This window comes from Sanguibacter sp. Z1732, assembly GCF_051020515.1.
GTDB lineage: Bacteria > Actinomycetota > Actinomycetes > Actinomycetales > Beutenbergiaceae > CALKWS01.
In genome coordinates this window covers 2,348,698-2,363,451 of record NZ_CP194857.1, presented here as the reverse complement: position 1 = coordinate 2,363,451, position 14,754 = coordinate 2,348,698, and the positions used below count along the sequence as shown (strand labels likewise).

13 protein-coding genes and 2 pseudogenes are annotated in these 14,754 nt (G+C 71.0%); 11 read left to right on the top strand and 4 right to left on the bottom strand.

Translation table 11 applies throughout. The features are described 5' to 3' along the window. Positions 1 to 8: 8 nt before the first annotated feature. Complete coding sequence (locus ACRRRO_RS12405; protein ID WP_424797136.1) at positions 9 to 989, top strand: NAD-dependent epimerase/dehydratase family protein; 981 nt, start codon at positions 9 to 11, stop codon at positions 987 to 989. Positions 990 to 1,242: 253 nt separating this feature from the next. Next, the gene (locus ACRRRO_RS12400) at positions 1,243 to 2,922 is read left to right on the top strand and encodes a DEAD/DEAH box helicase (RefSeq protein WP_424796984.1); all 1,680 of its coding nucleotides are present in this window, start codon (positions 1,243 to 1,245) and stop codon (positions 2,920 to 2,922) included. 23 nt (positions 2,923 to 2,945) lie between these two features. Here the strand turns inward: ACRRRO_RS12400 and ACRRRO_RS12395 are convergent, their stop codons facing one another. From ACRRRO_RS12395 to ACRRRO_RS12385, 3 genes and pseudogenes are all read right to left on the bottom strand, one after another. After that, a complete protein-coding gene (locus ACRRRO_RS12395; RefSeq protein WP_424796985.1) occupies positions 2,946 to 3,554 on the bottom strand; it encodes a hypothetical protein in 609 nt (202 codons plus the stop codon). Positions 3,555 to 3,880: 326 nt separating this feature from the next. After that, positions 3,881 to 4,731: pseudogene (locus tag ACRRRO_RS12390) on the bottom strand (PHP domain-containing protein). Positions 4,732 to 4,817: 86 nt separating this feature from the next. Then, on the bottom strand, positions 4,818 to 5,351 hold the full coding sequence (locus ACRRRO_RS12385) for a hypothetical protein (RefSeq protein WP_424796987.1): 534 nt from the start codon (positions 5,349 to 5,351) through the stop codon (positions 4,818 to 4,820). A 74-nt stretch (positions 5,352 to 5,425) separates the two neighbouring features. Here ACRRRO_RS12385 and ACRRRO_RS12380 point away from each other — a divergent pair, with 74 nt between their 5' ends. Continuing rightward, entirely contained in the window at positions 5,426 to 6,958 is a 1,533-nt protein-coding gene (locus ACRRRO_RS12380) for an aminopeptidase P family protein (protein WP_424796988.1), read from the top strand. A 150-nt stretch (positions 6,959 to 7,108) separates the two neighbouring features. Beyond that, on the top strand, positions 7,109 to 7,561 hold the full coding sequence (locus tag ACRRRO_RS12375) for a DUF3995 domain-containing protein (protein WP_424796989.1): 453 nt from the start codon (positions 7,109 to 7,111) through the stop codon (positions 7,559 to 7,561). Between the two features lie 30 nt (positions 7,562 to 7,591). On the opposite strand, the gene ACRRRO_RS12370 is transcribed toward ACRRRO_RS12375, so the two are convergent. Next, entirely contained in the window at positions 7,592 to 8,296 is a 705-nt protein-coding gene (locus ACRRRO_RS12370) for a general stress protein (protein WP_424796990.1), read from the bottom strand. A 49-nt stretch (positions 8,297 to 8,345) separates the two neighbouring features. Here ACRRRO_RS12370 and ACRRRO_RS12365 point away from each other — a divergent pair, with 49 nt between their 5' ends. The 7 genes and pseudogenes from ACRRRO_RS12365 (at position 8,346) to ACRRRO_RS12335 (ending at position 14,704) form a co-directional block, all read left to right on the top strand. Beyond that, positions 8,346 to 9,620, top strand: coding sequence for a magnesium transporter MgtE N-terminal domain-containing protein (locus ACRRRO_RS12365; protein WP_424796991.1), 1,275 nt, complete (start codon positions 8,346 to 8,348; stop codon positions 9,618 to 9,620). Beyond that, a pseudogene (locus tag ACRRRO_RS12360) lies at positions 9,610 to 10,159 on the top strand (DUF1003 domain-containing protein). Before ACRRRO_RS12365 ends, ACRRRO_RS12360 begins: the two are co-directional and overlap by 11 nt. A gap of 70 nt (positions 10,160 to 10,229) precedes the next feature. Further along, a complete protein-coding gene (locus ACRRRO_RS12355) occupies positions 10,230 to 11,138 on the top strand; it encodes an SIS domain-containing protein (protein WP_424796993.1) in 909 nt (302 codons plus the stop codon). 11 nt (positions 11,139 to 11,149) lie between these two features. Further along, complete coding sequence (locus ACRRRO_RS12350; protein WP_424796994.1) at positions 11,150 to 12,133, top strand: ROK family protein; 984 nt, start codon at positions 11,150 to 11,152, stop codon at positions 12,131 to 12,133. Next, positions 12,130 to 13,083, top strand: coding sequence for a 1-phosphofructokinase family hexose kinase (locus tag ACRRRO_RS12345; protein WP_424796995.1), 954 nt, complete (start codon positions 12,130 to 12,132; stop codon positions 13,081 to 13,083). The genes ACRRRO_RS12350 and ACRRRO_RS12345 overlap by 4 nt, the downstream gene beginning before the upstream one ends. Then, positions 13,080 to 13,919 (top strand): class II fructose-bisphosphate aldolase, encoded by an 840-nt coding sequence (locus ACRRRO_RS12340; protein ID WP_424796996.1) that lies wholly within the window; start codon positions 13,080 to 13,082, stop codon positions 13,917 to 13,919. Before ACRRRO_RS12345 ends, ACRRRO_RS12340 begins: the two co-directional genes overlap by 4 nt. Beyond that, positions 13,916 to 14,704, top strand: coding sequence for a DeoR/GlpR family DNA-binding transcription regulator (locus ACRRRO_RS12335; RefSeq protein ID WP_424796997.1), 789 nt, complete (start codon positions 13,916 to 13,918; stop codon positions 14,702 to 14,704). The genes ACRRRO_RS12340 and ACRRRO_RS12335 overlap by 4 nt, the downstream gene beginning before the upstream one ends. The last annotated feature ends 50 nt before the right edge of the window (positions 14,705 to 14,754 follow it).

The window sequence follows — 14,754 nt, the reverse complement described above, 5'->3', positions numbered from 1 at the left end:
CCGCCCGTATGCGGGTGCTGGTCACCGGTGCCAGCGGCATGCTCGGTCGTCGCACCGCCGAGCACCTGGTGGCGGCCGGCCACCAGGTGCGCACCTTCCAGCGGCGACCGGCCGGGGTCGCCGGTGCCACGGACATCCGGGGTTCGCTCACCGGCTCCGGTGCGCATACCGCGCTCAACCGTGCCGTCCAGGGATGCGACGCCGTCGTGCACCTCGCCGCGAAGGTCTCGGTCAGCGGACCACGCGCCGAGTACGAACAGGTGAACATCGAGGGCACTCGCGCACTCCTGCATGCCGCCCGACAGGCCGGCGTGCACCGCTTCGTGCAGGTGTCCACGCCGTCCGTGGCCCACACCGGGGATCCGCTCATCGGGGTGGCAGCCGGAGCCGCCGAGCCGGAGCGCGCCCGGGGTCACTACGCGCGCACGAAGGCGGCCGCCGAACAGCTGGCGCTCGCGGCGGACCAGCCGGGCTTCGTCGTGGTGGCGCTGCGGCCGCATCTGGTGTGGGGGCCCGGTGACACCCAACTGGTCGCCCGGATCGTGGCGCGGGCCCGGGCCCGGCGGCTACCCCTGCTGGACCATGGTGCGGCGCTGATCGACTCCCTGTACGTCGACAACGCCGCAGACGCACTGGTGGCGGCGCTGGAGCGCGCCGAACACGCCCACGGGCAGGCGTTGGTGGTGACCAACGCCGAACCACGACCGGTGGGTGACCTGCTCGCCGGTATCTGCCGTGCGGCCGGGGCGCCGGTGCCGACGTGGCGGGTACCCGCCGCCCTGGCCCGGATGGCCGGGGGTGTGGTCGAGGCCCTCTGGGCGGTGCGTCCCGGACCCGATGAGCCGCCGATGACCCGTTTCCTGGCCGAACAACTCTCCACCGCGCACTGGTTCGACCAACGCCACACCCAGCAGGTGCTCAACTGGCGGCCCGGGGTCAGCATCGATGAGGGTCTGGACCGGCTGGCCGCGCACGAACTCCCGGGCTGACCGGGGACGAACTCCCGCGATGCCACCGGCCTGCCGGCGGTGGGATTGGTCACGTTGCAGACGGTGTACGCACCTTCGCGATACAGTGTGGATGTACCAGGTTGCCCGGTCGTAACGACAGTTCGGTACACGCACCTGCACGCCGGCCCCGTTGCCGGCACGTTCATTTCGCGATCGGCTGCCCCTTACGGTGACGACCGCCGCGCGCGTGAACGGCTCATGACGTCGCCATGACGCGAACAGGTGAACCCTGATGCAGAACGAAACCCTCACCGAGGCGGGCACTCAGAGCCCCGCTGTCGATGACGCCGCCCTGGCCGAGGTGGTCGATGAGACCATCGAGGCCCCCGCGGCACCCGAAACCCCCGCCGAGGCGGCCAAGACCTTCGCCGACTTCGGCGTCTCCGAATCGATCGTGGGCGCATTGGCCGACGTGGGCATCACCCACCCCTTCCCGATCCAGTCCCTCACCCTGCCGGTGGCCCTGGCCGGGCACGACATCATCGGCCAGGCCAAGACCGGTACCGGCAAGACCCTCGGTTTCGGTATCCCGCTGCTGGAGGCCGTGGTGGGCCCCGACGAGGAGGGTTGGGACGCGCTGGCGGACCCGGGCAAACCCCAGGCCGTGGTGATCGCCCCGACCCGTGAACTGGCTGTGCAAGTCGCCGGCGACCTGGTGACCGCCACCCGACGCCGCACCGTGCGCATCACCCAGGTCTACGGCGGCCGGGCGTACGAGCCCCAGATCGAGGCCCTGACCAAGGGCACCGAGGTGATCGTGGGCACCCCGGGCCGGATGATCGACCTGCTCAAGCAGGGTCACCTGGACCTGTCCCGGGTGCGCACGCTGGTGCTGGACGAGGCCGACGAGATGCTCGACCTGGGCTTCCTGCCCGATGTGGAGACACTGTTGTCGCGCACGGCGGCCAGCCGCCACACGATGCTGTTCTCGGCCACCATGCCCGGGCCCGTGGTCACCATGGCCCGCCGGTACATGAACCGGCCCACGCACATCCGCGCCCAGGACCCCGACGACGACGGCGTCACCCTGAAGGCGATCAGCCAGTTCATCTACCGCGCCCACGCGATGGACAAGGTGGAGGTCCTAGCCCGGATCCTGCAGGCCAGGGGCCGCGGGCTGACACTGGTCTTCGCCCGCACCAAACGCACCGCCGCCCGAGTGGCCGACGACCTGGCCGAGCGCGGGTTCGCCTCCGGTGCGATCCACGGCGACCTGGGCCAGGGAGCCCGGGAGCAGGCGCTCCGGGCCTTCCGGAACGGCAAGATCGACGTGCTGGTCGCCACCGACGTGGCCGCCCGCGGCATCGACGTGGACGACATCACGCACGTGGTCAACTACCAGTGCCCCGAGGACGAACGGATCTACCTGCACCGGATCGGCCGCACCGGGCGGGCCGGCAACACCGGCATCGCGGTGACCTTCGTCGACTGGGACGACCTGCCGCGCTGGTCCCTGATCGACAAGGGACTGGAACTGAACCGCGGCGAGCCCATCGAGACGTACTCCTCCTCCCCGCACCTGTACTCCGACCTGGACATCCCCGAAGGCACCCGGGGCCGACTCCCTCGAGGTGAGCGGACCCGCGCCGGACTGGACGCCGAGCAGCTCGAGGACATCGGCGAGACCGGCACCCGGACCACCTCCGGTGGCGGCGGTGGCGGACGACGGCGTGAGGGCGGTGGCCGCGACCGTCAGGGGGGCCGCCGCGGGGACGGCTCCCGTCAGGGCGGACGACGGCGTGAGGGCGGTGGCCGCAGCGGCTCATCCGGCCAAGGGTCCGGCGGGCGGAGCAACGGCGCGGGAACGCGCTCGGAGCAGCCCGGCACCGGCGAGGGACAGCGTCGCCGGCGGCGCCGTCGTCGTCGGAACAACTCCTCCGGCTCCGCCGGTTCGGGGTCGGCACAGTCCTGACGCGGCAGGCCTCGACGACCGCATCAGGACCCCCACGGGTCATCGGGGGTGACTCCGTCAGTCGACATGCCTGGACGTAGTCCGGCGAGCCCCTCATCCCATACGCGTTCCTGGATCGACCCGGGGCAGGCCAATCGCAGGTGGAGGAGATCTGTGGTCACGTCACCGCTGTAGTGGACCCGGGAACCGGCGCGCGAGGCAATCCTCACCTCGCCACCGTCATCGTTGTGCCCGTCGGCGACCATGAACGGCAGAAGGGTGTCGTACTCCTCGTTCACCCCACCGGAGATGATGAACTCCTCCTCACGGATTTCGCCGGCCTGGAGACCCTCGGATTCCATGACCTGGTCGAGTTCGTTCGCCGTGACCGCACGCGCGTCCTCCAGGGGTTCGGCGATCTGCGCGCCGTAGCCGGCGACACTGCACCCGTCGTCGTGGGTGAGGAGCGGAACCCACCCGTCCGGGACGTCGCCGGCCCCGCCTTCGCTGAAACCCTCACCTGTCGAGATCACCAGCCAGTGGGGTCCCTCTTTCGGGAACGTCGCGGGCTCCCGGCGTTCCTCGGTGCAGCCCAGGACGAGCATGACCCCGGTCAGGATCACCGCAGCCACCGGCAGACGTCGTCGTGACATCGGGAGTCACCGACTTGGGCCGGACGCATCATCTTCCAGACACACTCCGCTACACACCGCCCCCCATGAGGCTCCACCGCACCACATGGGCTCCGCTACCTGCACCCACCAATGCCACACTTCGTCCACGCATGAGCGTCTCCCCTCGACGTCCGCTATCTCCCCTTTACTCACCTTCAGAATAGGCGACTTCAGCACTGCCCGACTGGAGGACCAAGTAACAGATTGGGGGATCACGGCATCCCTGGGGGCGGACCTATGCTTTCGAGCGCTGGTCTGTGGGAACGTCCGCGGGCCCAAGCGTCCTGGATCAGGGTGGGCGTGAGTCAGGTGTCCGAGGGCCGGATGGTGCGGCCGCGCGCCTCGGCCTCGATCGCCTCCAGCACCTCCGGGCTCGTGGTGTGCTCCCCGAGCCGGTTGTGCTTGCCGGTGCCGTGGTAGTCGCTGGCGCCGGTGACCAGCAGGTCCAGTTCCCGGGCCAGGCCGCGCAGATGGGCCCGGTCGGCCTCGGTGTGGTCGCGGTGGTCCACCTCCAGGGCGGCCATTCCGGCATCGGCCAGGTCGGCGATCACGGCATCGCCGATCGTGCGGCCCCGGGCGGCGGCGCGGGGGTGGGCCAGGATCGGCACCCCGCCGGCGGCGCGGACCCGGCCGATGGCGGCACGTGCCTCTTGGGCGTAATGGCCCACGTAGTAGGGCCCGCCGGTGGCCACGATGTTCTCGAACGCGGCCGACCGGTCCGGCACGTGGCCGCGGGCGACCAGGGCATCAGCGATGTGCGGCCGACCGATGGTGGCGTCCGGACCGGCTTGGTCCTGCACATCGCCCAGGTCAGCCGGTAATCCTCGGCGATGCGCCGCACCATCTCCCGAGCGCGGGCGTCCCGGGAGGTGCGGGCATGCTCCATCTCACCGGAGAGATCGGCGTCGTCGTCGGCGTGCAACAGGCTGAGCAGGTGCACGCTGACACCGGCGACCATGCACGACAGTTCCGCCCCCGGTACCAGCGCAACCCCGGTTCGAGCGACCTGGTCGGCCGCTTCATCCCATCCGGCGGTGGTGTCGTGATCGGTCAGGGCGACCACGTCCAGTCCGGCGGCTGCGGCCCTGACCATGAGCACGGCCGGGGAGTCGGTGCCATCGGAGTGATGGCTGTGGGTATGAAGGTCGATGCGCACCCGGCCAGGCTAGCCGCGCAGGCACCCTGAGCTCAGCCCATGGCGAGTGCACCCGGCCGGGTGGGGGCCGGGCGGGACCTGACCGTTCACCTGTTCTCGATGAGACGGGTGAGCGCGGCCGCCTGCTCCGGTCTGCCCATCAGCGCATAGGCCAGGGCCCAGTCGTGCGGCCGGGCCATCGTCAGGCCCCGCCAGGTGGCCCCGGGCGTGGCCGGGATCCGGACCGGGCCGGTGGCGGTGTTGATCGCGAACCGCACGATCAAGTCGATGCTCACACCGTTGACCTCGAAGCAGTAGGCGGCCGCGCTGCTGAAGACATCGCTCGGGCCGAGCCTGCGGTACCGGTGACCCAGGTCCGCCAGCGCCCGTTGCGCCGGCTCCGGCGCCATGTCGGTGATCAGGTCCCAGTCACGCACCCGATCGGTCAACCCGAGGGAGGCCAGCAGGGCCGAACCCCCGACGACGGTGCGAACCCCGGCAGCAGCGAGACTCCGTTGCAAGGCTGCCGCGGTGCGAACGGATGAGTGTGGGACCGCACCGGATCGGCCATCGGGTGTCACGGTGCCCATCGGCACCACCGCCTCACTCGGCTCATCCGGTTCGCGCCCCGGTTGCACCACCGGGGAAGGGGAAGGTTACCGGTGGTGCGGATGCTGCCGCCCACCCCCGCACCGTGCGTGAGACGATGGCAGGCATGACGAGCACCTCTTCCACCACCGATCAGAACGCCCCGGAAACCGAGCAGACCGGCAAGCAGGACGTGTCCAGCCGCGGCTCGAACCGTTCGCAGCGGCCCACCTCCGCCGCCTTCCGGGACTTCATCGCCTCCGGCTGGGCCCCGCGCGAGGAACAGCCCCCGGCCCGCGAGCAGGTGGCCGACTACACCCCGGCCCGTCGGGCCGCCCTGAGCGCGGCCTTCCCCGGCGAACGGCTGGTGATCCCGGCCGGGGACCTCAAGGTGCGCTCCAATGACACCGACTACCGGTTCCGCCCGCACAGCGCCTTCGCGCACCTGACCGGCCTGGGCACCGACGAGGAGCCGGGGGCGGTGCTGGTGCTCGAACCGCAGGACGAGGGCGCCCACGAGGCCACGCTGTACTTCCGCCCCCAGGGCGGGCGGGACTCGGAGGAGTTCTACGCCGACGCCCGCTACGGGGAGTTCTGGATCGGGCGCCGCCCCGGTCTGGCCGACATCGAGGCTCGCACCGGTCTGGCGTGTGCGCACGTGGACTCCCTGGACGATGCGATCGGTAAGGACGCCGGCCAGATCACCATCCGGGTGGTGCCCGGTGCGGACGCCGCGGTGCAAGCGCGGGTGCAGGAACTGCGCACCCAGATGAGCACCGAGGAGGCCCAGCAGGCCGATGAGGCCCTGGCCGAGGTGCTCAGCGAGTTGCGTCTGACCAAGGACGACTGGGAGATCGAGCAGATGCGCCAGGCCGTGGACGCCTCGATCGACGCCTTCGGCGAGGTGGCACGGTCCCTGCCCCGCGCCGTCGGGCATCCCCGCGGTGAGCGGGTGATCGAGGGCGCCTTCTTCGCCCGCGCCCGTGAGCACGGCAACGGGATCGGCTATGACACCATCTCCGCCGCCGGGAACCATGCCACCACCCTGCATTGGATCCGCAACGACGGACAGGTGCGCGCCGGGGAGCTGGTGCTGGTGGACGCCGGGGTCGAGGTCGACTCCCTGTACACCGCCGACATCACCCGCACCCTGCCGGTGGACGGGACCTTCACCGACATCCAGCGCAAGGTGTACACCGCGGTGCTGGATGCCGCCGACCACGCCTTCGCCAGCGCTCGCCCGGGGCTGAGGTTCCGCGATGTGCACGCCGCCGCCATGGAGGTGCTCGCCACCCGCCTGCAGGAGTGGGGCCTGCTGCCGGTGGACGCCGCCACCAGCCTGAGCCCCGAGGGCCAGCAGCACCGCCGGTGGATGCCGCATGGCACCTCCCACCACCTGGGCCTGGATGTGCACGACTGCGCCCAGGCCCGCCGGGAGATGTACCTGGACGCCGAACTCAGGCCCGGGATGATCTTCACCATCGAACCTGGCCTGTACTTCAAGTCCGACGACCTCACGGTCCCGGATGAGTACCGCGGGATCGGGGTGCGGATCGAGGATGACATCCTGGTCACCGCCGACGGCGTGGAGAACCTCTCCGCAGCACTACCGCGCAAGCCCGACGACGTCGAGGCCTGGATGGCCGCACTGCGCGGCTGAAGGCGCCTCGGCTGCGTGCGGCCCGGCCGCGTGCGGCGCGGCTGCGTGCGGCGCGGCCACTGCACCGGAACTGCCGCGGGCCTGCGTGTTCGGCACGGCCGGGAGAATCTTCTGGCCCGCACCAGGGCACAGGCGCGATAGTGGCCTCCCATGGGCTGGTTCTGGGTGGCGGCGGTGCTGGGCACCGTGCACGGCGGATGGAGTGTGTACTGGGCGCTCGGCGGTACGTGGATGCTGGCCAGCGTGGGCCAGTGGGCCGTGGACGCCGCCGCGGAGCCGTCGGTGCAGGTCACGCTGGGACTGTGGGCGGTGGCGGCGGTCAAACTGATCGCGGCCTGGGTACCGCTGCTGGCCCAGCGCGGCGTGCTGCCCGGGCTTGGTCTGTGGCGGTACCTGACCTGGGCCGGCGGTGCCGCCCTGGTGGTCTACGGCCTGCTGAACGTCATCGTCTCCGGCGCGGTCCTGGCCGGGTGGGTCGTCCCGCAGGGTGCGGTGAATATCGAGGCCCAGCAGGGCCACGCCTACCTGTGGGGTCCGCTGTTCGTGCTCTGGGGGCTCGCGTTGCTCATCGGGCTGTGGCACAGCCGGCGGGCGCGCCCCTGAGTCCCAACTGGACTCCGGCGCTGCTCATCCTCAGCGCTGGCCCGGGGGTTCCTCCCCCTGGCCCTCCCCCGCGGGCTGCGTCGGCTGCCCACCCGCGGCAGGCTGCTGAACCGTGGGCGCCTGTTCGGGGTTGGAGGGCTGCTGCGCACCAGTGGGCGGCGGCCCGGCAGGTGCACTGGGCCGGCGGAACGCGGCGGTGCGGTCCGCCTCGGGGGCGGTCGGGGTGGCATGCGGGGTGAGCCCCGGGCTCACGTTGCCGCCGTTGAGTTCGCTCAGCAGCCGACGGGCCTGACCGGCACTCTCGGGCAGGCACAGCAACGCGAACGAGGAGGCCACCACCTGGGAGGAGGAGGTGAAATCACGCTTACCGCCGGTCAGGGCGTAGGCGATCACACCGAACATCATCCCGAACCCGGCACCGATGAGCAGCGCGAACAACAGCGTGTTCAGCAGGTTCCCACCACCGATGAGCGCCAGCACCAACCCGACGAACAACCCGAACCAGGCACCCGAGGCCGCCCCGGACAGAGCCGCTCGGGGGTAGTTCAACCGTCCGGTGATGCGCTCGACCATCTTCAGGTCGGTACCCACGATGGTCACGGCCTTGACCGCGAACTCCTTGTCGGACAGGAAGTCCACCGCCCGCTGCGCCTCGGCGTAGGTGTCGTAACTGGCGATCTGCTCACCTCGCGGTTGCGCGTTGTGAGCGGTGCGGGCGTTCGAGAAGGCGGCCATCCCCCCATTGTTCCCCAGCCTCGTCGCCGTGACCAACTACTCTTGCGGCGTGAGCCGCGCCCCGAACCGCATCTTCGTCGCCCGCCTGGCCGGCACGTCCGTGTTCGACCCGATGGGTGACAAGGTCGGGCGGGTACACGACGTCGTCGTCCTGATCCGCCTGAAGGGACCACCACGGGCGGTGGGCATGGTGATCGAGGTGCGTGGTCGCCGTCGGGTGTTCCTGCCCTTCACGCGGGTGACCGCGATCGACGCCGGCGCGGTGATCACCACCGGGCTGGTTAACATGCGCCGGTTCGAACAACGCAGTGCCGAGACGCTGGTGATGGGTGAACTGCTGGACCGGCGGCTGCAGCTGCGGGACGACTCCGGCACCGTCACCGTGCAGGATGTGGCATTGGAACGGCGCAAGCGGGAATGGCTGGCCACCCAGTTGTTCGTGCGCCGTACCGCCACCGGGATGTTCAAGCGCGGGGAGACGTTGCTGGTGGACGTCGGCGACGTCACCGGTCTGGCCGGCACCGGCAACGCCCAGGGCGCGGCGGCGCTGCTGGCCACCATGGATGACCTGAAGGCCGCCGACCTGGCCGATGTGCTCTCGGGCCTCCCCGATACCCGACGCCTGCAGGTAGCCGCCGAGTTGCCCGATGAGCGGCTGGCCGACGTGTTGGCGGAACTGGGCACCGACGACCGGGTCTCGATCGTGACCGCCCTGCCCACCGACCGGGCCGCCCGGGTGCTGGAGTCCATGCAACCCGATGACGCCACCGACCTGTACAACGAGTTGCCCGGAGCGCTGGCCGGGTTGCTCCTGGGTCGGATGGACCCGGAGGAGGCCGCGGACATCCGCCGGCTGCTCGCCTACGACGAGCACACCGCCGGCGGCCTGATGACGACCGAACCGATCATCCTGCCGCCCGAGGCCAGTGCCGCCACCGCCCTGGCGCACGCCCGCAATCAGGACGTCACCCCGGCGCTGGCGGCGATGATCTTCGTGGTGCGCCCGCCGTTGGAGACCCCGACCGGCAAACTGCTGGGCGTGGTGCACCTGCAGCGGCTGCTGCGCGAACCGCCGCACCAGGCGATCGGCACCATTCTGGACACCGACATCGAGGCGCTGGGAGCCGATGACAAGCACGGCACCGTGATGCGCCTGATGGCCACCTACAACCTGACCGCGCTGCCGGTGACCGACGACGAAGGTCACCTGCTGGGCGCTGTCAGCGTCGACGACGTCCTCGACAAGACCCTCCCGGAGGATTGGCGCGACGTGGACGAAGCCGTGATCGATGCCGCCATGGAGGCGACCCGATATGACAGTTGACCGGTTGGACACCCCTCGTACCACCCGACGGCGACTGCTGCCGCGCCGGAGCGCCGACCGGGACGCCTTCGGGCGCATCGCCGAGGCGATCGCCAAGTTCATCGGCACCCCCCGGTTCCTGCTCTACCTGACGGTGTTCTGCGCGGCCTGGCTGTTGTGGAACACCCTGATGCCCGAGGCCGCACAGTTCGACCCACGGGCACTGAACTTCACCCTGCTGACGCTGATGCTGTCGATCCAGGCCTCCTACTCCGCGCCCTTGATCCTGCCGCCCCCAGGATCGTCAGGCCGACCGCGACCGGGTCAGTTTCGAACACGACCGCCAGCGCGCCGAGCGCAACCTCGCCGACACCGAGTACCTCACCCGGGAGGTGGCCTCGCTCCGGATGGCGATGAGTGAGGTTGCCACGCGCGACTTCCTGCGCGGGGAACTGCGCACGCTGCTGGAGGAATTGCAGACCGAACGTGGCGCTAACGGTGCCGCGAACCCTGGTTGTGCTGCGTGCGGTCACGGGCAAGCCCTTGGGAGTGACTCATAATGATTGCAGCAGGCACCTAACCTGCATCTTGTGTCACACTGGTGCCGTCGAACATTCAGGAGGAGCACCGATGACCAGTCACGACCGCCCGGGGGCACTCGGCGCGCAGATGGAAGCCGAATTGCGCAGCCAGCCGCAGATGTGGCGTCGGGCCGGCGAACTCGCCGCAGCCGCGCCGCTGCCGGAGCACGGGCAGAAGGTCGCCATCATCGGGTGCGGTACCTCCTGGTTCATGGCCCAGTCCTACGCCGTCCTCCGGGAAGCCTCCGGCGCCGGGTTGACCGATGCCTGGCAGGCCACCGAGGCACCGTTGCACCGTGACTACGACGTGGTGATCGGGCTGTCCCGGTCCGGCACCACCACCGAGGTGATCGAGGCGCTGGAGCCGGTGCGCGGACGCGCCCGCACGCTGAGCATCGTGGCCGATTCGACCACCCCGCTGCCCTCGCTGACCGATGACGTCATCGACCTGGGCTTCGCCGACGAGAAGTCCGTGGTGCAGACCCGCTTCGCCACCACCGCGTTGAGCCTGCTGCGGGCGAGCCTGGGCGTCGACCTGTCATCCTCGATCACCGACTGCAGCAACGTCCTGGACGCACCGCTGCCGGAGGCCGGCCTCAGCGCTGAGCAGATCACCTTCCTGGGGTCGGGTTGGACGATCGGCCTGGCCCACGAGGCTGCGCTGAAGAACCGCGAGGCCTCCCAAGCCTGGACCGAGTCCTACCCGGCGATGGACTACCGGCACGGCCCGGTGGCGATCGCCGGGCCGAACCGTCTGGCCTGGATCTTCGGCGCAGCACCGCAGGGTCTGCGCGAGCAGGTTGAGGGAACCGGTGCCACGTTCCTGGCCGATGAGTCGCTCGACCCCCTCGCCTACCTGGTGTTGGCTCAACGGGTGGCCCTGGAGCGGGCCCGCCTGTTGAACCTGGACGCGGACCAGCCCCGGGGCCTGACCCGTTCGGTCATTCTCGACGACTGACCCAGCGCGCCATGACCACACCTGAGGCTCCCATCGGTCCGGTGGCGGTGATCGATGTGGGTGGGACCGACACCAAGACCGGCCTGGTGCGTCCGGACGGGTCCCTCACCGACACCGAGACCGTCCCTACCCCGCATCGTCCGGACATCGTCGAGGGCGTGTTGGATCTGGGCGCCCGGCACGTCCGCCGGATGCACACCCGCCATCCCGATCTGGTCGGGTCCGCCCTGGTGGTGCCCGGGATCGTCGACGACGAGGCCCAGGTGGCGGTGCTCGCTTCCAACATGGGTTGGGACCGGGTGCCGTTCGCGGCGATGCTGGCCGAGCGCACCGGTATGCCCGCCGCCCTGGGCCACGACGTGGCCACTGCGGGTCTTGCCGAGGTCACCTACGGAGCCGCGACCGGGGCGCGCGACGCCGCGGTGATCGTGGTGGGCACCGGGATCGCCGCAGCGCTGTTCTCCGGGGGGCACGCCATCCGTGGTGGCGGGTTCGCCGGCGAGATCGGTCACTCCCCGGTGGTGCCCGACGGCGAGCCGTGTGTCTGCGGGGGGCGGGGCTGCCTTGAGGCGATCGCCTCGGCCGGAGCGATCGCCCGCCGCTACACCGCTCGCTCGGGCACCGCGGTGCCCGGCGCCCGGGAGGTCCTTGCGGCGGCCCGCAGTGGCGATGCCACCGCCCGGGCGGTCTGGTCCGAGGCCACCGACGCCCTGGCCCTGGCGATCGCCCAGGTGGCGGCCATGCTGGCACCGCAGGTGGTGGTGATCGGTGGTGGGCTTTCCCGGGCCGGCGACGCGCTGCTGAGCCCGGTCCGCCGCCGCCTGGAGGCGATCCTGACCGTGCAACGCCGCCCCGACCTGCGCCTGAGTACCCTGGGCACCAGCGCGGGCCTGGTCGGCGCCGGGGTCCTGGCCCGCCGCGCCGCCGGGGCCGTACCCCGGCCCCAGGCCGTCGGTCCCTCGGCGCCCGAGGGGACGACCGAGGTGCGCCGATGATCCTCACCCTGACGCTGAACCCGGCGATCGACCTGACCTACACCCTGCCGACGCTGACCCTGGGAACCAGCCACCGAGTACCCCAAGGCCAGCAACGGGCCGGCGGTAAAGGGGTGAACGTGGCCCGGGTACTGACCGAGCAGGGCTACCGCACCCGGGCCATGGCCCCGGTCGGCGGGACCACCGGCGCAGAGTTCCGCGCCGACCTGGACCGGGCGGGAATCGACCACCAACTTCTCCCGGTGCAGGAACCAACCCGGCGCACCATCACCCTGGTCACTCCCGAACACACCACCCCCTTGAACGAGGCCGGGCACAGCCCCACGGCTGCGGAACTCGATGAACTCCTGCAGGCCACCGCCACGGCCCTGACGGGGGCGCGGGTGCTGGTGTGCTCCGGCTCGGTCCCCGCCGGGGCCCCGGCCGACCTCATCCCGCGCGTGATCGCCCTGGCCCGGGCTGCCGCAGTACCGGTGATCGTGGACACCTCCGGCCCGGCGCTGCTGGCTGCCGTCGAGGCCGGCGCCGACGTGCTCAAACCGAACCAGGACGAACTGCGCGAGATCGCCGGCCCGGCAGAGCCACCGGTCGCGGCCCGGTCGCTGGCCGAGCGCAGCGGTGCGGCTGTGTTCGCCTCCCTGGGCGCCGGGGGGATGCTCGCGGCCACCGCAGCGGGCCCGATCTGGCATGCCCGGTTGCCACAGCCCCTGTCGGGCAACCCCACCGGAGCCGGAGACGCCGCGGTCGCCGCCATTGCCGTCGGGCTGGCCCGGCACGGGCCGGCGCTGGAGGGGGCCTCCCTTCCACAGACCCTGCGCACCGCGACCGCTTGGTCCGCGGCCGCCGTGCTGACCCCTACCGCCGGCAGCATCGCCGACCCGGCGCCGCTGACCGAGCAGATCATCATCGACCGGGTCGCCGGGCCCGCGCATTCTGAGGAGAGCAGATGAGCCTGGTCTCGACCAGAGAACTACTCGATCACGCCGTCGCGCAGGGCACCGCCGTGCCCGCGCTGAACGTGATCCACCTGGAATCGGCCGAGGCGATCGCCGCTGCCGCCGAACGGGCCGGTCACGGTGCGGTGCTGCAGATCTCCCAGAACTGCGTGAAGTACCACGGTGCCTTGGCTCCCATCGCCGCGGCCGCCCGGGCGGTGGCCCGGACCTGCGATGCGCCGCTGTCGCTGCATCTGGACCATGCCGAGGACGTGGACCTGGTCCACCAGGCGCTGGACCTGGGCTTCTCCTCGGTGATGTATGACGGCGCGGCGCTGCCCTACGCCCAGAACGTGGCCACCACCGCACAGGTGGTCCGGGCCGCCGGAGCCGTCGGGGCGCTCGTGGAGGCCGAGCTCGGTGAGGTGGGAGGCAAGGACGGCGCGCACGCTCCCGGAGTGCGCACCGACCCGGACGAAGCAGGCCGGTTCGTGGCCGAGACCGGCGTGGACGCGCTGGCGGTGGCAGTGGGCAGTTCACACGCGATGACCAGCAAGACCGCCAGCATCGACACCGCCCTGGTGGCGGCGCTGGCCGAGGCGGTGCCGGTGCCCCTGGTGCTGCACGGATCCTCCGGAGTGCCCGACGCGGACATCACCGCCGCGATCGGAGCAGGAATGCGCAAGATCAACGTCTCCACCCAACTGGTGCGGGCCTTCACCGGTGCCGTCCGCGAGCGCCTGGATGCCGATCCGGCGCTGGTGGACTCCCGCGCCTACCTCGGTGCCGGCCGGGCGGCGATGACCACCGAGGCCGCCGCCGTCATCGCGCTCATCGCCGGCCGGGTATGAACCGCGACGAACGCCTCGGGGCGATCCTGGACCTGCTCGGCCAGGCCGAGCGGGTGCAGGTGGAGGAGATCGTGGAGGCCTTCGGGGTCTCCCCCGCCACCGCACGCCGGGACCTGGATGCCCTGGCCGAGCGCCAATTGGTCAACCGCACCCGAGGCGGGGCCACGGCGCACACCGTGGCCTACGACCTGCCGCTGCGGTACAAGCGCGAACAGCACGCCGGCGCGAAGGCGCAGATCGCCGCGGCGGTGATGGACCTGATACCGGTCGGGGCGCGGGTGGGCCTGACCGGTGGCTCCACCTGCACCGCGATCGCCTCGGAGTTGGGCCAGCGCGCCGATCTGAGCGCCACCGACACCGCACCGGCGTTGACGGTGGTCACCAACGCGGTGAACATCGCTGCCCAACTGCTGATCCGCCCCCACCTGCGGGTGGTCATCACCGGCGGGGTGGTGCAGCCGCGTTCCTACGAACTCATCGGCCCCTACACCGACCTGATGCTCAACCAGGTGAACCTGGACCTGGCGTTCGTGGGAATCAACGGCCTGCAGCCCGGCCTGGGCGCAATGGTCCATGACGACACCGAGGCCCAGGTGAACGGCCTGATGGCCCGGAGAGCCGATCAGGCCTGGTTGGTGGCCGACTCCTCCAAGGTGGGGGTGCGGGCGTTCGCCACCGTCGGCGCCCTGTCGGACTTCACCGGGCTGGTCACCGACCGCACCATCAGGGAGGATGACCGGCGGGCCCTGCTGGACGCCGGTTTGAAGGTGCTCGTGGCCGGATGAGGGCTCGGCCCGGGTGCCGCGGTGGTCTGGCTCACGGGATGTGATTCGCA